Source organism: Micromonospora zamorensis (assembly GCF_900090275.1).
In the GTDB taxonomy this organism is placed as follows: domain Bacteria; phylum Actinomycetota; class Actinomycetes; order Mycobacteriales; family Micromonosporaceae; genus Micromonospora; species Micromonospora zamorensis.
In genome coordinates, this window is sequence record NZ_LT607755.1 from 243658 (window position 1) to 266402 (window position 22745).

Here is a 22745-nt window from a genome sequence, read left to right on the forward strand (position 1 = left end):
CCGGGACCCGTTCGTCGTCTCCCGGCCGCACGCCCCCGGTCCGCGTGGCGATGATCATCTCGGTCTTCAGGAAGTCGGGGTGTCAGCGTCAGGTTGATGGCCCGATTTCCTGAAACCCGAGTTGATCAAGCCAATCCGGCCTGGTTTTGTCCGGCTTGGCCTGGCTGGCGCGGTCCGATCCGGCTCAGCGCGATCCTGCTGGTGCGGTCAGAGGACGTGCAGGGCGGTGCAGAGCCACCGGCCCCGACGATGCTCCAGGCGGAGCGCCATTGCCCAGCTTCGGCCGCCCGCACCGGTGAGGACGGCAGCCGCCTCCACTGCGGCCTCGCGGGGTTCGCAGACGCGTAGGCGCAGCAGCCGGACGACCGGTCGGTTGGCGCGACGGCGAGGTGCGCCGGTCCGCCCGGACGCGCGGGCCAACTCGGTCAGCAGGTCACTAGCTCGGGGCGGGTCGAGCAGTGCCCGCACCTGCGCGGGGGACCGGTAGCCGTTGATCACCTCCAGGCAGGTGCCGACGAAGCGATGCGCGGCTCGGGTGGCTTCCGGGGCGGTCGCCGGTGGCAGCGGCGTTACCGGGTGGGTGGTGGATCGGCTCGGCACCGGGCGGAGTGCGCCCCGGTGCTCGGGTGGTCGGACCGGGTCTGGCCGGGTCGAGGCGAACAGGTCAAGGGCGAGTTGGCCGTGGACGGGTGCCGGCCAGTACGACCCGTCGGCCTCGTCGGCGTATGGCGGGTCGATGGGTGGGACTGGGCGCAGCCGCACGGGTGGTCGGTGAGGGCCGGGTTGCGCCTGGCTCATCATGGCCCCCTTGATCTTGCGTTTGCCTTCGTTTGCCTTCGACTCATCCAATTCTCAGGGATAAAGAGGCCTCGGTCAATGGTTGAGCGACGACCCTGCCGAGCGCACGGCTTGATCCACTCGGGTTTGCCGAAGTCGCGGTATCCGCACGGCCGGGACACCGCGCTTTCCTTGAAACGGAGTGGATCAAGCGCCAACGGGTGAGTGGGGGCGCTAAGACCGGGGGACCAGCCGCTGCTACTCCGGGTCGCGATCGACCAGCGGGTTGCTCTGGACCCACTCCGCAGTCTCGTCGTACTTGCGCGCTATGTACTCCTCCAGGCGCGCGCGCTCGACGCGCCACTGGCCGCGTCCACCGATCTTGATCGCGGGCAGTTCACCGCTGCGCACCATGTGGTAGACCTGCGAGTCCGACACGTTCAGCTCGGTGGCTACGTCGGAGAGCAGCAGGAACCTCGGCTCCACAGGAACTCCCGGGGTTGATGTCGTTTGGCTCAGTTTGCCACCGACAGCCCGTGCCGCCCAGCGCCGGGCCGTCAGAGTGGCCAGCCGGACACACCGGCCGGGAACTTCCACCGACCGGAGGCGGGGTGTATGACGGTCACGGCGTGCGGCATGATCTGCGCCCGTGCCGGCGGCCGCCGGTGGTGGACGAAGCGGGGAGACGACCGGTGACCGAGGAGCTTGTCCGGGTGTACGTGCCGGCGACCGTACCGATGCTGACCCGGCTGCGTGAGGAGGGGCTGGCTGCCGACGATGCGCATGCCGTGACCCCGGCGCTGCGTGAGTGGTACGCCGAGGGCGACGAGGAGGAGCTGGAGTACGTCGCGTTCACGCGGGCCGCCCAGGACGCGCTGCACCTGCTCCGGGAGGACCCGACGGCGCCCCGCCGCCGCGTCGTCGTCTCGGTCGACCTGCCGGCCGGCGCGGTCGGGCGGGGCGACGGTGAGCTGGGTTCCAGCATGGTGGCGCTGGCCGACGCCGTGCCGGTTGGTGCCATCGCGGCCATCCACGTGGATGGAGCGGACGCGGTCGAGGACGTCACGGCGGCGGCCGACGTGGTGACCGAGGCCGCCGCTGGCGACCCCGATGCCCAGTTCGCCGTCGACGGCGCTGAGGACCACGAGCTGGAGTGGTACGACGTGACGGAGCTGGACCTGCTGCTGCGCGCAGTCAGCTGAGCCGGACGCCGGACGACGTCAGCGGGACGGGTCGGCCTTGGCCGGGTCCGCGTCGAACGTGCCGAACGTCTCGGCCGGGCTGGCCTCGTCGTCCTCGGGGTCGACCCGGGCCGCGACGGGCTCGGGGCTGTCGTCGGGTTCGTCGTCGGTGTGGGCCGGGCCGAGGGTGCGGCCGAACGCGATGAGCGCGGTCAGCGCCCCCACGAAGAGCACCCAGATTCCGTTGTCCACCCGCGACGTGCCCAGCGAGGTCTGCGCCACCGCGTCGGCTTCGCTGAGCGCGCTGGCCAGGTCGAGCAGCGACCGGCCACCGATCCGGATGATCATCTCGGCGAGCAGCAGGAGCAGGCCGGGGCCGGCGCCGGCGAGCAGGTACGCCGGCCAGCGCAGCGCCGGGGCCGCTGGGTCGTGGCGGAGGGCCCGACGCCGCGCCCAGGTCAGGTAGCCGAAGGCGAGGAGCCCGGCGAGTAGCCCCGCGACGAGTGACTCGGTGCGGGACACCCACTTGGCCGCGTTGACCACCGACTCCTGGCTGTCGCCGGCCCCGAAGAGGTCGAACAGCGGGTCCCGGGCGCGGCTGAACGCGACCACGAAGATCAGGGTGCCCAGCGCGGCGGTCACCACAGCGCCGACCGCCGGGGCGGACCGTGCGCCGGCCACCGCGCCACCGATGATCGCCGCCGCCGCCGTGGTGCCGGCGATCACGTTGGTGGTCGCGGTGTCGAAGTAGGTGAGGTTGATCGCCAGCGCGGCAGCCAGACCGACGAGCATCCCGCCACCGATCGCCCCGGCGAAGCGCAGGGTGGCCCAGTCGCCGTACCGGCGGGACAGCAGGTTGCCCGCGGCCAGCGCGACGGCCGCGCCGGCCACCAGCGCGGCCGAGATCACGCCGGGCAGGGCGAACGCGGAGAGGCTGATCGCGGTGACCCCGGCGGCCGCCGAGGTGGTGGCCTCCCGGGTGGACCAGAGCATGGCGGTCAGCCACCCGAGCGCCAGCACCGCGAGGATCGCCGCGCCGGGGGCGGGCAGCGGCCGGCTGCTGGGGCTGGCCGCGTCGGCCGACGGGTCGTCCGACTCCGCGGCCGGGACGCGGCCGGGCTGCTTGGTCATCGTCTCCCCTTCGAGGCGGCAGGTCACCGACCATTCAGGGTACGCGGGCCCGCCGGGTCACCCGCCGCCCCGGGACGACCGCGAGGGAGTACGCCGGGGCGGGGCTCCCCGGGTGTGCAGGCGACGCGGTCACTCGACGGGTGGGTGAAGGGCTGCCGGTGTACGGGCGGGTCGTCGGATCGAGCTCGATCGGTAAGGGGAGGAGGGGTGGGTCGGTCCTTGGCGAGGGCGGTGGCGGAAGTGGGGCGTGCAGCCCTTCGTGGGAGAATCACGGGAGGTCCCGCCGCTGCTCGGCCCTCCCGGGTAGCGTCCGGTGTCCGGCCGTCCGGTCGGTGCCTGCGGGTCCGGTTTCGCCACTGCTGTCGAGATCGCCAGGAGCCTTGATGGATGCCGTGTTCTCCGTTCCCGAGCCGCGCAACGAGCCGGTTCGCAACTACGAGCCGGGCAGCCCCGACCGGGACCGGCTCCAGCGGCGGCTGACCGAGCTCGCCGCCGAGCGCATCGACCTGCCGATGACCATTGCTGGCGAGCAGCGGATGGCTGCCGGTGACTCGATCGACGTGGTGCAGCCGCACCGGCACGCGCACGTGCTGGGCGTGACCGGGCACGCCACCCACGACGACGCCCACGCCGCGATCAAGGCGGCCAAGGACGCCGCCCCGATGTGGCGGGCGCTGCCGTTCGAGGAGCGCGCCGCGATCTTCCTGCGCGCCGCCGAGCTGCTCGCCGGGCCGTGGCGCGACACGCTCAACGCCGCCACCATGCTGGGTCAGTCGAAGACCGCGATCCAGGCGGAGATCGACGCCGCCTGCGAGTTCATCGACTTCCTCCGGTTCAACGTGCACTTCGCCCGCCGCCTGCTGGAAGAGCAGCCCGCGTCCTCGCCGGGGGTCTGGAACCGGTTCGACCACCGCCCGCTCGAGGGCTTCGTCTACGCGGTCACCCCGTTCAACTTCACCGCCATCGCGGGCAACCTGCCGTCGGCGCCGGCCCTGCTGGGCAACACGGTGATCTGGAAGCCGGGCCCGACCCAGCAGTTCGCCGCGCACTTCACCATGCGGCTGTTCGAGGCCGCCGGCCTGCCGCCCGGCGTGATCAACATGGTCACCGGCCGGGGCGAGGAGGTGTCCGACGTCGTGCTCGCCGACCCGGACCTGGCCGGCATCCACTTCACCGGCTCGACCAAGGTCTTCCAGCAGTTGTGGCGGACCGTCGGCGACAACATCGCCCGTTACCGGGGCTACCCGCGCCTCGTCGGCGAGACCGGCGGCAAGGACTTCGTGGTCGCGCACACCAGTGCCGACGTGGACGCCCTGCACACCGCGCTGATCCGCGGCGCCTACGAATACCAGGGTCAGAAGTGCTCGGCGGCCTCGCGGGCGTACGTGCCGCGTTCGATCTGGGAGGGTGGCCTGCGCGACCGGCTGGCCGCCACCACCGACTCGCTGACCTACGGCGACGTGGCCGACTTCAGCAACTTCGGCGGCGCGGTGATCGACGACAAGGCCTTCGCCCGGCACACCGCGGCGCTGGAGCTGATCGCCCGTGACGACTCCTGCCGGGTGCTGGCCGGTGGCACCGCCGACGACTCGGTCGGCTACTTCGTCCGGCCGACGCTCTTCGAGTGCGGCGACGCCGCCCACGAGACCTTCACCACCGAATACTTCGGGCCGATCCTGGGCGTGCACGTGTTCGACGACGCCCGCTTCGACGACGTGGTGGCGCAGGCCGAGTCGATCGCCCCGTACGCGCTGACCGGCTCGGTGTTCGCCACCGACCGCCGGGTGGTCGACGCGGTCGCCGAGCGCATGCGGTACGCGGCCGGCAACTTCTACATCAACGACAAGCCGACCGGCGCGGTGGTCGGGCAGCAGCCCTTCGGCGGCGCCCGGGCCAGCGGCACCAACGACAAGGCGGGCTCCTGGCTCAACCTGGTCCGCTGGGTGTCACCGCGGACGATCAAGGAGACCTTCGTGCCGCCGACCGACCACACGTACCCCCACATGGGCTGACCTGCGGCGACGACCCGCCGGCGGTGCGCGGAGCCGCCGGTGGGTCGGCCGAGGGTCCTGATCCATCGAAAGTCCTCAACGGACAGTCTGTCGCCGACAGTGCACTTAGGAAGTCCTGTTGGGTGGCAAACTGGCAAATCCTGGACGCCGCGTGCGCAAAGTGGCAGCGTAGTGGGCATGGCGGATTCCGGAGTCAACCCTACGGCGGCGGCCCTGCTCGGGCTCCTCCACGAGGGCCCGATGACAGGCGGTCAGTTGATGGCCGCCGCTGAGCGCCGTCTGGCGCCGTACTGGTCGATGACCCGCAGCCAGGTCTACCGCGAGTTGCCGGTGCTGGCCGAGCGGGGTTTCGTGCGTCTCGGTAAGCCGGGGCCGCGGATGAGCCAGCCGTATTCACTCACCGCCAGTGGGAAACGGACGTTTTCCCGCTGGCTCGCGGAGAACCCGGGGCGGGACACCATCCGCAACCCGATCGCGCTGCGGATGGCGTTCGGCAACCTGCACTCGGCCAGTCAACTGAAGGGCCTGTACGCCTCGGCCAACGAATACCACACCGAGGCTCTCGCCCAGGTCCGGGAACAGGTCAAGAACGCCAAACGGGACGGCGAGACGTACGACGCCAGCGCGCTGGAGTTCGCCGTCGCCTACCACCGGGCGGCCCTGTCGTGGTTGAAGACCGCCCCAGTCGGGTGACCTCCGGCCAGTTCGCGCATCCAGAACGAGCTGGGCGGCCTGCGGCACAGTACCCTTATCTGTCGTGACCGCTGCCGATTACGCCGAACAGCTCAAGGAACTCGACGCGACCCTGCGAAACATCGAGGCCGTCCTCAACCTCGACCGCCTCCACGAGGACAAGGCCCGCCTTGAGCAGGAGGCGTCCGCCCCCGACCTCTGGGACGACCAGGCCAAGGCTCAGCAGGTGACCTCACAGCTGTCGTACGTCAACGGCGAGATCAGCAAGCTGGGCAGTCTGCGTTCCCAGCTCGACGACGCCCGGGTGCTGCTGGAGCTGGCCGAGGCCGAATCCGACCCGGGTGTGCTCACCGAGGTCGAGGGTGAGATCACCGGGCTGACCAAGGCCATCCAGGAGATGGAGGTCCGCACCCTGCTCTCCGGCGAGTACGACTCCCGGGAGGCGCTGGTCGCCATCCGGGCCGGCGCCGGTGGCGTGGACGCGGCGGACTTCGCCGAGATGCTGCTGCGGATGTACCTGCGCTGGGCGGAGCGGCACGGCTACCCGACCGAGGTCTACGAGACCTCGTACGCCGAGGAGGCGGGCCTGAAGTCGGCCACCTTCGCGGTGAAGGTGCCGTACGCCTACGGCACGCTCAGCGTCGAGTCGGGCACCCACCGGCTGGTCCGGATCAGCCCGTTCGACAACCAGGGCCGTCGGCAGACCAGCTTCGCGGGCGTCGAGGTCCTGCCGGTCACCGAGCAGACCGACCACATCGACATCCCGGAGAACGAGGTACGCGTCGACGTCTACCGCTCCTCCGGCCCCGGTGGGCAGAGCGTCAACACCACCGACTCGGCGGTCCGGCTGACCCACATCCCGACCGGCATCGTGGTGACCTGCCAGAACGAGAAGTCCCAGTTGCAGAACAAGGCCTCCGCGCTGCGGGTGCTCCAGGCCCGGCTCCTGGAGCGCAAGCGCCAGGAGGAGGAAGAGAAGATGGCCGGCCTCAAGAGCGGCGGCACCAGCTCGTGGGGCGACCAGATGCGCTCCTACGTCCTGCACCCGTATCAGATGGTGAAGGATCTCCGAACTGAGCAGGAGACCGGCAATCCGAGCGGGGTCTTCGACGGCGACCTCGACGAATTCATCGAGGCCGGCATCCGTTGGCGCAAGCAGCGTCAACTCGCCAACGACGGTGCGTGACGGCTCGCGGGCGGAGCGCGTCATCGATCTCCAGGTAGAGGCCTGATTCGACGACTCGTGGCGGATCGGCGGGGCGTGGGGCTTGGCTCAGTTGTTACACCGCGTAGACTCACCACCCGTGATTCAGCTTGAGCAAGTGACGAAGACGTACCCGAAGGCGTCCCGGCCTTCGCTCGACAACGTGTCCGTCTCGATCGAGAAGGGCGAGTTCGTCTTCTTCATCGGTCCATCCGGCTCCGGCAAGTCCACAATCATCAAGATGCTGCTGCACGAGGTGGCCCCCAACAAGGGCCGCGTCGTGGTCAACGGCAAGGACGTCACGTCGATGCGTTCCTGGAAGCGACCCCACTTCCGACGCTCGATCGGCTGTGTCTTCCAGGACTTCCGGCTGCTGCCGAACCGCACCGCGTACGAGAACGTGGCGTTCGCCCTCGAGGTGATCGGCAAGACGAAGGCGGTTGCCCGCCGGGTCGTGCCGGAGGTGCTGGAGCTGGTCGGGCTCGGTGGCAAGGAGCACCGCTACCCGCACGAGCTCTCCGGTGGTGAGCAGCAGCGGGTCGCCGTCGCCCGGGCGTTCGTGAACCGTCCGCTGATCCTGCTGGCGGACGAGCCCACCGGAAACCTGGACCCGGACACCTCGATCGAGATCATGCGTCTGCTGGACCGGATCAACCGCACCGGCACGACCGTCGTGATGGTCACCCACGACTCCAACATCGTGAACCAGATGCGCCGCCGCGTCGTCGAGATCGAGAGCGGTCGCATCGTCCGTGACCAGGCCCGCGGCGTCTACGGGTGAGCCGGCGCTCCACCCCTGCGCAGCCTGACGACGAACACCTCATGCCGGAGACCCGGAGGAACCCCCGATGCGCGTGAAATACGTCCTGTCCGAGGTATTGGTCGGACTGTGGCGCAACGTGACCATGTCCATCGCGATGATCATCACGATGGCGGTCTCGCTGACCATGCTCGGCGCCAGCGGTCTGCTGTACCGCCAGGTCGACGACATGAAGGACCTCTACTTCAAGAACATCCAGGTCGCGATCTTCCTGAACCAGGAGGTGAGCGAGCCGCAGCGCACCGAGCTGAAGGGCAAGTTGGAGGGTGACCCCCTGGTCAAGGAGGTCATCTACGTCGACAAGGCCCAGGCGTACGAGCGCTTCAAGACGATGTACCAGGACGCGCCGGACCTGGTGAACGCGGTCAAGCCGGACCAGCTGCCCGAGTCCTTCCGGATCACGCTGAACAACCCGGAGCAGTACCGCGACATCTACGACCAGTACAAGGAGACCGACGGCGTCGACGAGATCGTCGACCAGAGCAAACTCCTCGACAAGATCTTCAACATCCTCACCTCGATCCAGAACATCGCGCTGGCCGCCGCCATCGTGATGGCGATCGCCGCCCTGCTGCTGGTCGCGAACACCATTCAGGTGGCGGCGTACAGCAAGCGACGTGAGGTCGCGGTCATGAAGCTTGTCGGTGCGTCCAACTGGTTCATCCAGGCGCCGTTCGTGCTGGAGGCGGTGGTGGCCGGCCTGATCGGCTCGCTGCTAGGTCTGGTCGCCCTGGTCGCGGCGAAGTATCTGCTCTTCGACGGGTCGTTGAGCGCGTTGCAGGGTCTGCTCTCGCCGATCAGCTGGGGCGACATCCTGTTCATCTTCCCGCTGATGGCCGGCGTCGGTGGTCTGGTCAGCGCGGCCACCGCCTGGATCACCCTGCGCTTCTACCTGCGGGTCTAGGCACCGGACGGGTCGTCCCGTCGTCTCCCGAGGACCCTCCCGCAGCCGGAAATAAACGGCGCGGGAGGGTCCTTCTTATTCGGGTAGCATGATCGGTTGTCCGGCCGGGGTGAGCCCGGCCACGGGCGACGGAGGAGAGGGGGTGGCACCGATGCCACGGGAAAAGGGGCGCAAGGTGGTCGCCTCCAACAAGAAGGCGCGCCACGACTACGCGATCCTCGACACGTACGAGGCGGGCATGGCGCTGACCGGCACCGAGGTCAAGTCGCTGCGGGCCGGGCGCGCGTCGCTGGTCGACGCGTTCGCACAGGAGCGCGACAACGAGTTGTTCCTGCACTCCATGCACATCCCGGAATACACCCAGGGCACGTGGACCAACCACGAGCCCCGGCGTACGCGCAAGCTGCTGCTCAACCGGGGCGAGCTCGACAAGCTTCTCGGCAAGACCCGCGAAGGCGGTCTGACGATCGTCCCGTTGCAGGTCTACTTCTCCGACGGCTGGGCCAAGGTCGAGATTGCGCTGGCCAAGGGCAAGAAGTCGTACGACAAGCGTCAGGACCTCGCCAAGCGGGACGCGGACCGGGAGATCGCCCGGGTGTCCGGCCGGCGGGGTAAAGGGATGGACGACTGATTCATCCCGTTTGTCCGGTCTGGCGCGCCGGCCCGGGCCTCGGGATGAAAGCGGTTGCGGCAGGCGTTAGTCTTGTCAGTGCCGCCACATCGGCGGCCTGTCGAGGGGGTGACTGGTTTCGACTTCGTACGCAGCGACAGGGGAAGCGAGCCGAGGAAGCCGACGTCGTCTCGAGAATCGGTCGTCGGAAACTTATAAGCGCCAAGCAAAATCGCGCTGACTTCGCTCTCGCCGCCTGAGGCGAGTAGCTAAGTCTGTCGGCCTGGGAACGCCTTCGTCCCAGTAGCCGGCATCAGCTAGGAGGCTGGCCAATCGGACCCGGTCGCGGGGTCCGTGCGGCGAGATTAATCAGCGACTGGGCCCGTCACACCAACTTGCTCGCGTGAGCGGTGGGGCCGAGTAGAGGCACAGCGAGCTGCGCTCGGAGAAGCCCTGACAAACCGGCGAAGGACCCGGGTTCGATTCCCGGCACCTCCACCACCTCGAAGCGAAGCGCCCCGGCCCACCAGCCGGGGCGCTTCGTTGTGTCCAGGGGCGTTCTACGCTGCCTCCTGTGACCAACCAGGAGCTGCGCCTGTCGGTCGGCGCGTCACCCGGTCAGCGCACCGTGGCGGTGCTGTCCGGCGTCTTCGTCGCGACCATCGGTGCCGCGTTCGTGGCGCTGCCCCTGATCGCGGGCGGGCTGCTCCGTCGGCTGACCGGTCCGGGGGACGCGTTCGCCTCCTACGAGGAGGCCCGCGATCTCCCGCCGGGAATGCTGCCGCCCGCGCTGCGGGACTCCGGTGCCGGCGCGGAGTCCAACTCCGTACCGGTCGTCGGGCTGTGCGGCCTGCCGTTCCTGCTGCTCGGCGTCTACCTCGTGCTGCGGGTGCTCCGCACGGCCGCCTGGTTGGAGGGCAGCCGGGCCCGGGTGCGGGGGGCGTTCACCACCCGCACCGTCGACCTCGCCACCGCACGGATCGACACCGCGAAGCTGTCGTATCGCGGGACGGGGGAGGACGACACCCCGATGATCGGACAGCGGCTGCGGGCCATCGTCGCCACCGACCGGGCGAGCAACCGGCGGGTCATCATCCCGCTGCGCGGCATGGGCCTGGGCAGCCTGCCCCCGCCCGAGTTGCGGGCGTTGGCGGACGCGATCACGACGGGCCGTCCGGTCGACGGGCGCGACGACGCGCACACCGTCGCCGACCAGCTGCGCCGTCTCGCCGCGCACCCACTGGCTGAGTAGCTGGCCTGTCCCCTCCCAGGGACGCCTGTGGAGTCTCGGAGCCCGCCAGTGGTGCCGGTGAGGCCGGTGGGGTGAAAGGGGCAGATGAGCCGTTCCGCGGCCCTGGACACGGTGGGCCGGGCAGGCTCACCATCGCGGTATGGGATAGCAGCGCGCCGCGCGGGAGGTGCCATGGTCACCGGTCCGGTCCAGCAGCCGTCACTCGTCGTCCGGCCGCGCGCCGGTCACCCCGCCGAGCCAGATCCCGCCGGTCATCCCGTCGAGCCACCCACCGTCGGGCTGCCGGGTGAGCCACCTTCTGTCGGGCTGCCCGGTGAGCCACGCCCGGCCGGGCTCGCCGGAGACGTGCACGCGCTGGGTCGGGCCGTCGCCGCCACCGGTCCCTGCTGGCGCGACGAGGTCCTGCTGCGCCTGCGTCCGGTGGGGCAGGGCTTCGCCGAGCACGTCCGGATCACCGAAGGCCCCGCCGGGCTCTACCGGGAGTTGCTCACCCAGTCGCCGCGGCTTCACCACGGGGTGCGGTTGCTCACCCGGGAACACGCGGCGATCGTCGCCGCGATCCTGGCGGTCCAGCGGAGCGCCGAGCAGCCCGAGACGCACCCGGACGAGCTGCGGCACTGGGCCGGGCACCTGCTGCGGAGGTTGGCCCGGCATCGGCGTCGCGGCGCCAATCTGCTCTGGGAGGCGTACCAGACGGATCTGGGTGGCGAGACCTGAGCCGGGAACCGGAGAGTCGACGGGCGCGTCGAACCGGGCATGCGTCGACCGACCCTGCTGCTCGTACTCCCGTTGTTGCTCGTGGCGGGCTGCGCCCAGACCGGCGCCGGCCCGGCCGACGGGCCCAGCGACCCGACGCCGCACCGTGCCGAAGCCTTCGACCAGCGGGCCGCCCGGGTCGCCGAGGCGTGGCAGCCCGGCCCCGACTGGCGCACGGGGTACGTCCCCCTGGAGGGACCGACAGTGCTCACTGGTGACCCGCGCTTCACACCGGACACCGAGGCGGCCTTCCGAGCCGGGTGGTACCGCGCGCAGGTCCCGATTCCGCCAACCCGGGTCGGCGGTGAGATCCGGTTCCCGGACGGCCGGCTGACGTTGCCGTTGGTCAGCGCCGCCGAGGCGTACCGGGAGCTTGACCAGGGTGACCCGCTGCCCTGCCCGGGTCGACCGAAGCGGCCAGGCCTGCCCAGCCCCGGCGGGCCCACCGTCGAACCGGGGCCGGATGGTTGGGCCACCAGCACGGCGCAGACCGCCTGCCTCCCGCTCACCGTCACCGGGGTCACCCTGGGCACCGTGCCGGTCCGGACGAGCCGGGGTGAGGCGCAGGTCCCGGCCTGGCTGTTCACCGTCGAGGAGCTGGCCGCGCCGGTGGCCCGGCTCGCCGTCGCACCCACGGCGGTCAAGCGGGTGCCCGTGCCCACCGCGCCTGCCGGGCCGTTGCCGGACGGGCTGGTGTCCGCTCAGGACCTCGCGGCGGTCGACGGTGCCCGGTTGACCGTGCGGCTCGGCGTCGGTGCCTGTGACACCGCGATCACACCGCTGGTGTGGGAACGGCCGGACGTCGTGGTGGTCGGTGGCAGTGTCACCCGGAGCACCGGCGAGTGCATCGCCATCCTCAAGATGGAACCGGTCACCGTCACCCTCGCGGCGCCGCTGGGCGCCCGGCCGGTGCTGGACGTGTCCACCGGCGCCGCCCTGTCGATCGCCTCGCGCTGACCGGCCGGCTCAGAGGATGCTGGGCACGTCGGTGCTGATCGGCACGGCCAGCACCGTGGGTCGGTCCGCGCGCAGCCCGGCGGCGAGTGCCGTGCCGAGATGGTCGGGGGTCTCCACCACCTCGGTGGCGCAGCCGTAGCCGGCCGCGATCGCGATGATGTCCAAACCCGGCAGGTCCAGGCCGGGCACCCCGGGAGTGTCCTTCAGCTCGGCGAACGCCTTGAGGATCGCGTACTGCTGGTTGACCGGGACGACGACCACCACCGGCAGGGCGAGGCGCGCGGCCGTCCACAGAGCCTGCACCGAGTAGTGGAACGAGCCGTCGCCGATCACCGCCACCACGGGTCGCCCGCGCCCGGTGTCCCGCTCGGCGAGTGCCACCCCGATCGCGGCGGGCAGGCCGTAGCCGAGGCCCCCGCTGGCCATCGTGAAGTACGACGCCGGGCGTCTGATCTTGAGCTGACGGCGCAGCGCGGACAGATTGGATGGTGACTCCTGGACCAGCACGCCGTCCGCCGGCCAGTGCGCGGCCAGCGCCGCGAACAGGGCGTCGGCGCTCAGGGGAGCGGTGACCTCGGGCGGTGCCGGCGCGTCCCGCCGTGGCGGCGGCTGCCGGTCGGCCGTCGGCACCCGTTCGACCAGCGCGGCCAGGGTCAGCCCCGGGTCCCCGAGCAGGCTGTCCCCGACCGGGGCACGGGCGGCTTCGTCGGGGTCGTCGGTGACGTGCAGCAGCCGGGCGCCGTCGGGCAGGTGTCCGCCCGGCACGTACGGGTAGTAGCGGAACACCGGGGCACCGACGACCAGCACCGTGTCGTGCCCGCGCAGTGCCTCGGCCAGCGGACCGATCGCGTACGGAAGCACCCCGCGAAAGTGGGGGTGGTCCTCGGGGAACACGGCCCGCTCGGTGGCCGGGGCCGACCAGACCGGTGCGGCCAGCCGCTCGGCCAACGCGACCGCCGTCGACCAACTCCCGGAGCGGTCCACCCCCGGCCCGTACACGAGCACCGGGTTGTGGCTGCCGGCGAGGATCCGGGCGAACTCGTCCAACCGCTCGGGGTCCGGCGCGAACCGGGTGGCCACCGAGCGCGGGGCGGGCGGCGGGTCGGCGGTCTGGGCCCAGTCGTCCATCGGCAGCGAGAGGAAGACCGGCCCGGCGGGTGGCTGCACCGCCGTCGCGTACGCCCGCAGCACCGCCGCGGGGATGTCCTGCGCCCTGGCGGGCTCGTAGGCCCACTTGACGTACGGCTGGGGAAGCTCGGTGGGTCGACGGTTGGCCAGGCGGGGTTCGAGAAGCAGCATCTCCCGGGTCTGCTGGCCGGCGCTGACGATCAGCGGGGTCTTGTTGTGCCAAGCGGTGACCAGGTTGCCCATGCCGTTGCCGGTGCCCGGTGCGGTGTGCAGGTTGACGTGGGCGGGTTGCCCGGTCGCCTGGGCGTACCCGTCAGCCATCGCCACCGCTGTCGCCTCGTGCAGCGCGTGGACGTAGTGGAAGTCGGCGGGGAAGTCCCGCAGGAAGGGCTCCTCGGTGGAGCCGGGGTTGCCGAAGACCGTGGTCATGCCGAGGGTGCGGAGCACGTCGTACGTCGCGTCCCGGACCGTTGCCATCGCCACCCGCCTCCGTGTCGCGGGCAGGGACGATCACGGTCGCCCTCCCGATCAGCCGAATCTATCGGGATGTGACGGACCTTTCGGGCGTTTCCCCGCCGTGGTGGTCCGGATCCTTCGATCACCAGGAGGTTCGCGGTCGGGTCATTGACACTCCGTCTCAACTGTCCGATCACCCGCCGTTCAGACCTTAGCCAGCACCCGGGACGCAGGCTATGGTGCCAGGCATGGCGTTGACAGCGCGGCTGATCCCGGCGCACCGGGCGGATCCGGCAGATGACCGATCCCCGGCGCGGGCTCACGGTTGACGGGTGTGTGGGATGCAGGGAGAGGGCCAGGCGATCGGCGGACGAGCCATGGAGTCGATGACCGGGCGGCTGCTGGTCGCGACTCCGGCGCTCAAGGACCCGAACTTCGACCGTACGGTGGTGCTGCTGGTCGCCCACGAGCCGGGCGGTGCGCTCGGCGTGGTGTTGAACCGCGCCACCGAGGTGCCGGTGGCCGAGGTGCTCGGCGACTGGAGTGATTTGGCCCGGCACCCGGCGGTGCTCTTCGAGGGCGGCCCGGTGCAGCCCGACTCGGCCATCTGTCTGGCCCGCATGCGGCACCCGATGCGCCGGCTGAAGGGCTTCCACCAGGTCTCCGGGGCGGTCGGCACGATCGACCTCTCGGTCGACCCGGAGCGGCTGCGGGAGAGCATCGGCGGCATCCGCGTCTTCGCCGGCTATTCCGGCTGGGGCAGCGGCCAGCTGGAGCAGGAGATCGCCGACGGGTCGTGGTTTCTGCTGGACGCGTTGCCCGGTGACGCCTTCGTCGACCGGCCCGACGACCTGTGGCCGATGGTGCTGCGCCGGCAGGGCGGGATGATGGCCGCGGTCGCACACTTCCCGCCGGACGTGGCGCTCAACTGACCCGGCTCGGCGGGGACCCCGCGAGATGACCATGCGGGCCGGTCTGTGTATAGTTTCCCAGTGCCCGGGCGACCGGGACAACAGCAAGGGGCCGTGGCGCAGCTGGTAGCGCACCACACTGGCAGTGTGGGGGTCAGGGGTTCGAGTCCCCTCGGCTCCACCCTTGTGAAACGCCCTGACCGGGGACCAACCGGTCAGGGCGTTTTCCGTTGCGGCGCGGCCTGGATGGGCGCCTAGCGCACGATCGGTGACCACTCCCGCTGGCTGATGATCGTCACACCGGGCGTGCGGTAATAAGCGTCCTCGGCGAGGGTCGCGGCGAGCGCCTCGGCGTTCGGGACGTCGAAGATCAAGACCGCGCCGGAGTCGTCGGGGAACGGCCCGGCCATGACCAACCGGCCCTCCTGGCGCAGAGCCTGGAGACGCTCCCGGTGCGCCGGCCGGGCCGCGAGCCGGTCGGGTTCCTCGCCGAAGGACAGCTCCACGATGAACACGGTTCCTCCTCCTGGGGCCGATCTTTCGGAAAGGACCCTAGTCGATGCGCCGCCGCCGCACGGACGCGCGAAACGCCCTGACCGGATGACCCGGTCAGGGCGTTTGTCGACTGTATGTCCGGTGCGGGCTGGATCAGCCCTGGCGGCTCTTCCACTGCGGGTTGGCGCGGTTCACCACGACCACCCGGCCGCGACGGCGGACCACCACCGAACCCGGCTTCTGCTTCAGTGCACGCAACGAGCTACGTACCTTCATGTCTGCCTCCTCGGTGCAAGCGGTTCCGAGTATCGAAACGCCGCACCCACCCGCCGGATTCCCGCCGGCCAGCCGTCGAACCTTTGCCGCCCGCTGGCCGTACCAGTGGGTGGAGGTCATCCTCATGCCCGTACGCCGGCTCTTCGCCATGGTGCTGGTCGTTGCCGCGACAGTGCCGCTGGCAGCCACGCCCGCCGCCGCGCACGGCGCCCCGACCAACCCGGTCAGTCGGGCGGCTGCCTGCGGGCCCGAGGGCCGGTACGCGGCCACCAGCGCCTGCCGGGCGGCGGTCCAGGCGGGTGCGGCGGTACGCGAATGGGACAACGTGCGCGTCGCGGCGATCAACGGTCGGGACCGGGAACGGATCCCGGACGGTGAGTTGTGCAGCGGTGGGCTGTCCGCGTACCGAGGGCTGGATCTGCCCCGGACCGACTGGCCGAGCACCGAGTTGACCACCGGCGCGAAGTTCACCTTCACGTACCGGACCACGATCGAGCACCGGGGCACCTTCCGGCTCTACGTCACCAAGCCCGATTACGACCCGCGTGCACCGTTGACCTGGGCGGATCTGGAAGCGCGCCCGTTTCTGACGATGAAGGACCCGCCGGTGCGGGCCGGGGCGTACCAGTTGGCGGGTCGGCTGCCGGCGGGCCGCGACGGTCGGCACCTGATCTACACGATCTGGCAGAACTCCAGCACCCCGGACACCTACTACTCCTGCTCCGACGTGGTGTTCCGTGGTGCCAGGGCCACCTCGTCGAAGGCCGTCGCGACGAAGAGCGCGGCGGCTGCTCCGCGTACCGCTGCGAGTCGGCCCGTCGCCTCCGAGTCGGCGGTGGCGGCGGCGGCCGACCCGGGCGTGCCGGTGGCGTCGGTGACCAACCTCGGCAGCCGGTGGCCCGTGCTGGCCGGCGCCGCCGTCGTGCTGGTCCTGCTGCTGTTGCTGATCGGCGCGAGCCGGCGACGTCGCGGCGCCGCCGCACCCGTGGGCCGGCAGTGCGAGGTACGCAACCACCGGGCCGGGCGGCGCCGGATCTGGTGACCCGATCCCGCCCGGAGCCCGGCGGCGTTCAGCTCAGGTGCTGCTCGATCTCGGCCAACTCGTCGGCGGTGAAGTCGAGGTTGTCGAGCGCGGCGATGTTGGTCTCCAGCTGCTCGACGCTGCTCGCCCCGATGATCAGGCTGGTCATCCGCGGGTCGCGCAGGGCCCAGGCCAGCGCCAGCTGCGCCAGGGACTGACCGCGCCGCTCGGCGACCGCGCCGAGCCCTCGGATGGTGGCCATCTTCTCCTCGCTGAGGTCGCTCTCGTTGAGGAAGACGCTGGTGCGCACCCGGGAGTCCGCCGGGATGCCGCCCAGATAGCGATCGGTCAGCAGGCCCTGGGCAAGCGGGCTGTACGCGATGCAACCCGCGCCGACCTGCTCCAGCGTGTCGAGCAGGCCGTCGGACTCGGTCCAGCGGTTGAGCATCGAGTACGAAGGCTGGTTGATCAGCAGCGGCGTGCCCAGGTCGCGCAGGATCGCGGCAGCACGCGCGGTCTGCTCGGAGTTGTAGTTCGAGATGCCGACGTAGAGCGCCTTGCCGGAGCGGACGACCGCGTCCAGCGCGCCCATCGTCTCCTCCAGCGGGGTGTCCGGGTCGAACCGGTGCGAGTAGAAGATGTCGACGTAGTCCAGCCCCATCCGGCCCAGCGACTGGTCCAGCGAGGAGATCAGGTTCTTGCGGGAGCCCCACTCGCCGTACGGGCCGGGCCACATGAGGTAGCCGGCCTTGCTGGAGATGACCAGCTCGTCCCGGTACGCCCTCAGGTCGGTGGCGAGCATCCGGCCGAAGTTCTCCTCCGCCGAACCGGGCGGTGGACCGTAGTTGTTGGCCAGGTCGAAGTGGGTGACGCCCAGGTCGAAGGCGCGCCGGACGATGTCGCGCTGCCGTTCGAAGGGGCGGTCCGGGCCGAAGTTGTGCCAGAGCCCGAGGGAGACGGCGGGCAGCCGCAGGCCACTGCGCCCGCTGCGCCGGTAGGTCATGGAGTCGTAGCGGTCATCCGCGGCGAGGTAGGTCACGATCATGAGCCTAGCTCTGGCCCGCGCTGGCGGGGATCGCGCGTGTGAACCAGGACATCGGGGTAGTTTCGACGCCATGCGTTTCATTGCTCTCGACACTCCCAAACCGCTGTCCAAGATCGGGCTGGGCACCTGGCAGTTCGGCTCCCGGGAATGGGGCTACGGCCCGGCCTTCGAGAAGCAGGCGGCGCAGATCGTCCGGCGGGCCGTGGAGCTGGGCGTGACGGTGTTCGACAGCGCGGAGATCTACGGCTTTGGGCGCAGCGAACGGATCCTCGGTGCCGCCCTCGGCGACGACCGGCCCAAGATGGTGGTCGCCACCAAGATCTTCCCGGTCCTGCCGGTGGCCGCCGTGGTGCAGCAGCGGGCGGTAGCCTCGGCGGCCCGGCTCGGCGTCACCAGCATCGACCTCTACCAGGTGCACCAGCCCAACCCGCTGGTCGCCGACCACACCACCATGCGCGGCATGCGGGCGTTGCAGGACGTCGGGCTGGTCAGCGAGGTCGGGGTCAGCAACTACGGGCTGCGCCGCTGGCAGGTCGCCGAGGCCGCGCTCGGCCGACGGGTGCTCAGCAACCAGGTCCGCTACAGCATGCTGGACCGCGCACCCGAGCAGGACCTGCTGCCGTACGCGCGGCAGGCCGGTCGGGTGGTCATCGCGTACAGCCCGCTGGCGCAGGGCTTCCTCTCCGGCCGGTACGACGCGAAGAACCCGCCGAGCGGCGCGGTCCGGCGGGCCAACCCGTACTTCCTGCCGGAAAACCTGGAACGTGGCGCGGTCCTGATCGACACCCTGCGGCAGGTGGCCGACGCGCACGACGCCACCCCCAGTCAGATCGCGCTGGCCTACCTGCTGCGCCACCCGAACGTGCTCGCCATTCCCGGGGCCTCCGGGGTGGAACAGATGGAACGCAACGCCGCCGCCGCGGACATCGACCTCGCCGACGACGAGTACGCGGCACTGGCCGAGACCGCGAAGCGCTTCCGCCCGGTCACCGGCCTCGCCGCGATGCCGGCGATGGTGCGTGCCCGGTTCGCCAGCCCAACGGAGAAGTGAGCACAGTGGACGACATCACCGCACTGATCCTGGACGACCACGCCGCCTTCCGGCGCGGCTTCGCCCGCCTCGACGACGCCCGCGACGAGCAGGAGATGCTCGCCATCTGGGACGCTCTCGCCCTGCACCTGGACATCCACGCCGAGGCGGAGGAGGCGATCCTCTACCCGCACCTGGTCAAACACGGCGACGACGGCGAGGACGAGACCGCCGACGCGATCGGCGACCACAACAAGATCCGGGACGCCATCGCCGAGGCGAAACTGCACCCGGTCGGTTCGGAGCAGTGGTGGGAGGCGGTCGGCACCGCCCGCCGGGAGAACAGCGAGCACCTCGCCGAGGAGGAGGACGAGGCGTTGCCCGACTTCCGCCGGCACGCCAGCACCGAACTCCGCGCCGAGCTGGGCCAACGCTGGCTGACCTTCTACGGTGAGCACAAGAACGGCCGCAACCTGCCGTTCCGCGACAAGGACCCGCAGCAGTACGTGGCCGACCACCGCTGAGATCTCCCCGGCATGGGGGAGTCGCCGAGCCTGGTTCCGGCATGAGAATGACGAGGTGACCCTCCGAGCGGTGCTGACCCCGCTGGTCGCCGGCACCACCTGGCGACGCGGCGTGTTCCTGCTGCTCGGCGGCGTGCTGGCCCTGCCGTACGGGGTCCTCGTGGTGACCTTCGCCCAACTGCTCGCCGATTCGGAGATCCCCCGCCCACTGGTCTACGCGCTGCTGGTGATCGCGGCGCTGATCGCCGTGGTGCCGCTGCTGCTGGACGGCAGCCGGGCTCTGGAGATCGCCGCCGTACGGGCGTTGCTCGGCATCGACCTGCCCGAACCCGCGCCGGGGCACACGGCCGACCGGGAGACCCGGCTGCGCAGCGCGCTCTGGATCGCCACCCACCTCATCGTCGGCGCGCTGGTGATGGTCGCACTGTTCAGCGCCCTGCCGATGGCGCTGGCGTTCATCGCCCAGCAGTTCGGCATCGGCACCGAGCTGATCAGCCGAGAACGGTTCGGGCCGCTGGACGGGCGGGACAGCGGCTGGCTGACAGTGAGCGGGGTGGCCCTGCTGGTCGGCCTCGGCTACGCGGTCGCCGGGCTCGGCGCACTCGCCGGCTCGATGGCGCCGGTGCTGCTCGGCCCCGCCCCGGCGGAGCGCATCGCCGCCCTGGAGGCGCAGGCCATCCGGCTCGCCGAACGCAACCGACTGGCCCGGGAGCTGCACGACTCGATCGGTCACGCCCTGACCGTGGCCACCCTCCAGGCCGGTGCCGCCCGCGAGGTCCTCGACACCGACAGGGAGTTCGTCCGGCGGGCGCTCACCGCCATCGAGGAGACCGGACGGACCGCGATGGACGAACTGGACCACGTGCTCGGGCTGCTCCGGGAAGGCGGCAACGAGCGACCCGTGGTGGCGCCGCAGCGTACCCTCGCCGACCTGGACCGACTGGTCACCGACGCCCGCGCGGCCGGGCTGGCCGTGCACGCGCATCGCGTCGGCGACCCGGCGCGAGTGCCCGCGGCGGTCTCCCGGGAGGGCTACCGGATCGTCCAGGAAGGACTGACCAACGCCGCCCGGTACGGCGAGGGGCCGGTGACGCTGCGGCTGGACCTGCACCCGGGGGCGTTGGAGTTGGAACTGGTCAACGGGGTGCGCCGCCGCCCCGAGCGGGCTCACCCGGGGCGCGGCGGCCGAGGCCTGGACGGCATGCGGGAGCGGGTGCTGCTGCTCGGCGGCGGCATCACCGTGGGGCCGGACGGTGACCGCTGGCTGATCCGGGCCCGCCTGCCCTACGAGGAGACCCGATGACCACCGGCGTGCTCATCGTCGACGATGACGAGCTGATCCGGATCGGGCTGCGGGCCATCATCGACGCCCAACCCGACCTGAGCGTGCTCGCCGAGGCCGCCGACGGCGCCGAGGTGCCGCCGCTGGTCGCCCGGCACCGACCCGACGTGGTGCTGATGGACGTGCGGATGCCCGGCATCGACGGCATCCAGGCCACCCGACACCTGCTGGCCACCTCCGCCGACCCACCCCGGGTGCTGGTCGTCACCACGTTCGCCAACGACGAGTACGTCTACGAGGCGCTGCGCGCCGGGGCCTCCGGCTTCCTGCTCAAACGGGCCCGGCCCGCCGAGGTGGTGGAGGCCGTCCGGGTGGTCGCGGCGGGGGAGTCGCTGCTCTTCCCGGCCGCCATCCGCCAGCTCGTCGGGGCGTACGGGCCGGCCGGCGGCGACCAGCTGCGCGCCGCCCGACTCACCGACCGGGAGGCCGAGGTGCTGCGGTTGATGACCACCGGCCGGTCCAACCCGGAGATCGCCGCGCACCTGGTGGTCGGTGTGGAGACGGTCAAGACGCACGTCGGCAACGTGCTGGCCAAGCTGGGTGTCCGCGACCGTACGCAGGCGGTCATCGCCGCCTACGAGTCCGGCTTCGTCACCCCGTCCGGCTGAACGGTCCCTCCACCGGGGGAGCGGGTTCACCGGCGGCCGGGAGGGAATCCGGCTGTCGTTTGTCGAGGCTGTGAGCATGACAACGATCACTGCCTCCCCGCCTCGATCCGACTCCCGCTGGCCCGATCGGCTGGCCCCACTGGCCGCCGGCTGGCTCGGCCTGTGGGGTGTGCTCGCCCTGGTCGGCACCCTCACCGGCGCCGGCTACCCGTTCGGCGCCAACGACCGCAACGGCGGCGACGTCAACCTGCTGCGCCTGGTGCCGGTGGACCTGGCCACCCCGCTCTTCGCCGGCGTACTGCTGACCGCCGCGGTGGCCGCACTGGCCATGAGCCGCCCCGCCGTACGCCCACCCGGCCCGCTGCGGACGCTGCTCGCCGGCTACGGCTGGGCGGTGGCGTTCGTCCTCGCCGTGGTCGTGCCGGACGTCCGGGTGCTGGTGATCCTCGGCTACCTGCCGATACTGATCGTCGGTGCGCCGTTCGGCTGGCCGCCGGTCGACTACGCCGACATCTTCAACTGGGCGCTGTTCGCCCGGTTCGCCGCGCTGGCCGGCGGGCTGCTGCTGGCCGGGGCGGTGCTCGCCTGGCAGCGCCGCACCGCCGCAGCCTGCGTGGGCTGCGGTCGCGACCACACCGACCGAGGGTGGACCACCCCGGCCGCCGCCGCCCGCTGGGGCCGGTGGGCCGCCGGCACCGCCGCCGTCATCCCGTTCACGTACGCGCTGACCCGGTTCGCCTGGGCGGCCGGCATCCCGCTCGGCATCTCCCGGGAGTTCCTCACCGAGATGCAGGACAGCGGGCTGGTGTGGGCCGGGTTCGGGCTGGGCGCGTTCGCCACCGTCGGCGCGATCCTCACCCTCGGGCTGGTGCAGCGCTGGGGCGAGCGGTTCCCCCGCTGGATGCTCGGCCTGGCCGGTCGTCGGGTGCCGGTGACGCTGGCCGTGGTGCCGGCCACCCTCGTCGCCATCGCGGTGACCGCGGCCTCGTTCGGACTGCTCAGCAACCCGAAATTCTGGGAACTCACCGGCGGGCTCAGCCTGACCGGGGCGCCGATGCTGCTCTGGCCGCTGTGGGGCGTGGCGCTCGGCGTCGCCACGTACGCGTACCACCTGCGCCGCCGCGGAGCCTGCCGGCGCTGCGGTCGGGGTTGATCCGACATGTCGCCGCGGCCGGTCACCGGATCGATGGTCCTTCCCGCCCGGACGCCGGATTTTGGATGGCCGGATGGCCGAGAACAATGTCTGCGGACCGCACTGTGGCGTTGAACCGGATGACCCGCCCGACCCACCGCGCAATCAGCGTGAGGCCGCTAGGATGACCCGGTTCGTCGGCGGGGTCGGCGTTACGTGACGGGTCTCGGCCCGACGGTTTCCGCACAATTCATTGCTCACTCGGGCGCGAGTCCTTTTCGCGGGTGGACGGATCATGATGGATACGACCGATGGCGCACCGCAGGGCACCCTCGTGGACCTCAGTGACGTGAGCCTGGCTGATCTTCAGGAGTTGGACCAGTCGGTGTTCGCCCACTCGCTACGCCGAATCCTCGACGAGATCGACCGCCCCCAGGAGGCGGTCGCCGGGTGGAACTCGGCGATGTGAGGATGCCGGGC

General features: G+C 71.0%; 25 protein-coding genes, 1 tRNA gene and 1 other RNA gene. 20 read left to right on the top strand and 7 right to left on the bottom strand.

Annotated features, from left to right (window positions below):
- Positions 1-207 precede the first annotated feature (207 nt).
- Together GA0070619_RS01110 and GA0070619_RS01115 are read right to left on the bottom strand one after the other, a co-directional pair.
- Positions 208-801, bottom strand: coding sequence for an Rv3235 family protein (locus GA0070619_RS01110; RefSeq protein ID WP_088946325.1), 594 nt, complete (start codon positions 799-801; stop codon positions 208-210).
- Between the two features lie 234 nt (positions 802-1035).
- Complete coding sequence (locus GA0070619_RS01115) at positions 1036-1263, bottom strand: helix-turn-helix domain-containing protein (protein WP_088946326.1); 228 nt, start codon at positions 1261-1263, stop codon at positions 1036-1038.
- Between the two features lie 206 nt (positions 1264-1469).
- Between GA0070619_RS01115 and GA0070619_RS01120 the strand changes: the two genes are divergently transcribed.
- Positions 1470-1979 (top strand): DUF6912 family protein, encoded by a 510-nt coding sequence (locus tag GA0070619_RS01120; protein ID WP_088946327.1) that lies wholly within the window; start codon positions 1470-1472, stop codon positions 1977-1979.
- Between the two features lie 18 nt (positions 1980-1997).
- Here the strand turns inward: GA0070619_RS01120 and GA0070619_RS01125 are convergent, their stop codons facing one another.
- Positions 1998-3089 carry a hypothetical protein gene (locus GA0070619_RS01125; RefSeq protein WP_231927220.1) on the bottom strand — a complete coding sequence of 364 codons (1092 nt, stop codon included), beginning with the start codon at positions 3087-3089 and terminating at the stop codon, positions 1998-2000.
- Between the two features lie 383 nt (positions 3090-3472).
- Between GA0070619_RS01125 and pruA the strand changes: the two genes are divergently transcribed.
- The 10 genes from pruA (at position 3473) to GA0070619_RS01175 (ending at position 12297) form a co-directional block, all read left to right on the top strand.
- Complete coding sequence (pruA, locus tag GA0070619_RS01130; protein ID WP_088946328.1) at positions 3473-5101, top strand: L-glutamate gamma-semialdehyde dehydrogenase; 1629 nt, start codon at positions 3473-3475, stop codon at positions 5099-5101.
- 177 nt (positions 5102-5278) lie between these two features.
- Positions 5279-5794 carry a PadR family transcriptional regulator gene (locus GA0070619_RS01135; protein ID WP_088946329.1) on the top strand — a complete coding sequence of 172 codons (516 nt, stop codon included), beginning with the start codon at positions 5279-5281 and terminating at the stop codon, positions 5792-5794.
- Between the two features lie 64 nt (positions 5795-5858).
- Complete coding sequence (gene prfB, locus GA0070619_RS01140; protein WP_088946330.1) at positions 5859-6980, top strand: peptide chain release factor 2; 1122 nt, start codon at positions 5859-5861, stop codon at positions 6978-6980.
- A 118-nt stretch (positions 6981-7098) separates the two neighbouring features.
- On the top strand, positions 7099-7779 hold the full coding sequence (gene ftsE, locus GA0070619_RS01145; protein ID WP_030331491.1) for a cell division ATP-binding protein FtsE: 681 nt from the start codon (positions 7099-7101) through the stop codon (positions 7777-7779).
- Between the two features lie 67 nt (positions 7780-7846).
- Positions 7847-8722 carry a permease-like cell division protein FtsX gene (gene ftsX / locus GA0070619_RS01150; protein ID WP_088946331.1) on the top strand — a complete coding sequence of 292 codons (876 nt, stop codon included), beginning with the start codon at positions 7847-7849 and terminating at the stop codon, positions 8720-8722.
- 151 nt (positions 8723-8873) lie between these two features.
- Complete coding sequence (gene smpB / locus GA0070619_RS01155) at positions 8874-9353, top strand: SsrA-binding protein SmpB (protein ID WP_007455863.1); 480 nt, start codon at positions 8874-8876, stop codon at positions 9351-9353.
- Between the two features lie 104 nt (positions 9354-9457).
- Positions 9458-9833, top strand: a transfer-messenger RNA (tmRNA) gene (gene ssrA / locus GA0070619_RS01160).
- A 73-nt stretch (positions 9834-9906) separates the two neighbouring features.
- Positions 9907-10584 (top strand): hypothetical protein, encoded by a 678-nt coding sequence (locus GA0070619_RS01165; protein ID WP_088946332.1) that lies wholly within the window; start codon positions 9907-9909, stop codon positions 10582-10584.
- 171 nt (positions 10585-10755) lie between these two features.
- Entirely contained in the window at positions 10756-11301 is a 546-nt protein-coding gene (locus tag GA0070619_RS01170; RefSeq protein WP_231927221.1) for a hypothetical protein, read from the top strand.
- Positions 11302-11340: 39 nt separating this feature from the next.
- Positions 11341-12297 carry a hypothetical protein gene (locus tag GA0070619_RS01175; protein WP_088946333.1) on the top strand — a complete coding sequence of 319 codons (957 nt, stop codon included), beginning with the start codon at positions 11341-11343 and terminating at the stop codon, positions 12295-12297.
- A 9-nt stretch (positions 12298-12306) separates the two neighbouring features.
- Here the strand turns inward: GA0070619_RS01175 and mdlC are convergent, their stop codons facing one another.
- Entirely contained in the window at positions 12307-13902 is a 1596-nt protein-coding gene (gene mdlC, locus GA0070619_RS01180) for a benzoylformate decarboxylase (protein WP_088946334.1), read from the bottom strand.
- A 320-nt stretch (positions 13903-14222) separates the two neighbouring features.
- Between mdlC and GA0070619_RS01185 the strand changes: the two genes are divergently transcribed.
- A complete protein-coding gene (locus tag GA0070619_RS01185; RefSeq protein WP_088946335.1) occupies positions 14223-14813 on the top strand; it encodes a YqgE/AlgH family protein in 591 nt (196 codons plus the stop codon).
- An 87-nt stretch (positions 14814-14900) separates the two neighbouring features.
- Positions 14901-14973, top strand: a tRNA-Ala gene (locus tag GA0070619_RS01190).
- Between the two features lie 73 nt (positions 14974-15046).
- Here the strand turns inward: GA0070619_RS01190 and GA0070619_RS01195 are convergent.
- Together GA0070619_RS01195 and GA0070619_RS01200 are read right to left on the bottom strand one after the other, a co-directional pair.
- Positions 15047-15307, bottom strand: coding sequence for a YciI family protein (locus GA0070619_RS01195; protein ID WP_088946336.1), 261 nt, complete (start codon positions 15305-15307; stop codon positions 15047-15049).
- 133 nt (positions 15308-15440) lie between these two features.
- On the bottom strand, positions 15441-15563 hold the full coding sequence (locus GA0070619_RS01200; protein WP_030490864.1) for a 50S ribosomal protein L36: 123 nt from the start codon (positions 15561-15563) through the stop codon (positions 15441-15443).
- Positions 15564-15687: 124 nt separating this feature from the next.
- Between GA0070619_RS01200 and GA0070619_RS01205 the strand changes: the two genes are divergently transcribed.
- A complete protein-coding gene (locus GA0070619_RS01205) occupies positions 15688-16605 on the top strand; it encodes a lytic polysaccharide monooxygenase auxiliary activity family 9 protein (RefSeq protein ID WP_088951483.1) in 918 nt (305 codons plus the stop codon).
- A 28-nt stretch (positions 16606-16633) separates the two neighbouring features.
- Here the strand turns inward: GA0070619_RS01205 and mgrA are convergent, their stop codons facing one another.
- Positions 16634-17629 (bottom strand): L-glyceraldehyde 3-phosphate reductase, encoded by a 996-nt coding sequence (mgrA, locus tag GA0070619_RS01210; protein WP_088946337.1) that lies wholly within the window; start codon positions 17627-17629, stop codon positions 16634-16636.
- A 70-nt stretch (positions 17630-17699) separates the two neighbouring features.
- Here mgrA and GA0070619_RS01215 point away from each other — a divergent pair, with 70 nt between their 5' ends.
- The 6 genes from GA0070619_RS01215 (at position 17700) to fxsA (ending at position 22734) form a co-directional block, all read left to right on the top strand.
- A complete protein-coding gene (locus GA0070619_RS01215) occupies positions 17700-18680 on the top strand; it encodes an aldo/keto reductase (protein WP_088946338.1) in 981 nt (326 codons plus the stop codon).
- On the top strand, positions 18677-19183 hold the full coding sequence (locus GA0070619_RS01220; protein WP_088946339.1) for a hemerythrin domain-containing protein: 507 nt from the start codon (positions 18677-18679) through the stop codon (positions 19181-19183). Before GA0070619_RS01215 ends, GA0070619_RS01220 begins: the two co-directional genes overlap by 4 nt.
- 55 nt (positions 19184-19238) lie before the next feature.
- On the top strand, positions 19239-20486 hold the full coding sequence (locus tag GA0070619_RS01225; protein WP_088946340.1) for a histidine kinase: 1248 nt from the start codon (positions 19239-19241) through the stop codon (positions 20484-20486).
- Positions 20483-21133: a response regulator transcription factor gene (locus GA0070619_RS01230; protein WP_088946341.1), complete on the top strand. Its 651-nt coding sequence runs from the start codon at positions 20483-20485 to the stop codon at positions 21131-21133. The genes GA0070619_RS01225 and GA0070619_RS01230 overlap by 4 nt, the downstream gene beginning before the upstream one ends.
- 76 nt (positions 21134-21209) lie before the next feature.
- On the top strand, positions 21210-22286 hold the full coding sequence (locus GA0070619_RS01235; protein ID WP_088946342.1) for a hypothetical protein: 1077 nt from the start codon (positions 21210-21212) through the stop codon (positions 22284-22286).
- 274 nt (positions 22287-22560) lie between these two features.
- Entirely contained in the window at positions 22561-22734 is a 174-nt protein-coding gene (fxsA, locus tag GA0070619_RS01240) for an FxSxx-COOH cyclophane-containing RiPP peptide (protein WP_088946343.1), read from the top strand.
- Positions 22735-22745: the final 11 nt, after the last annotated feature.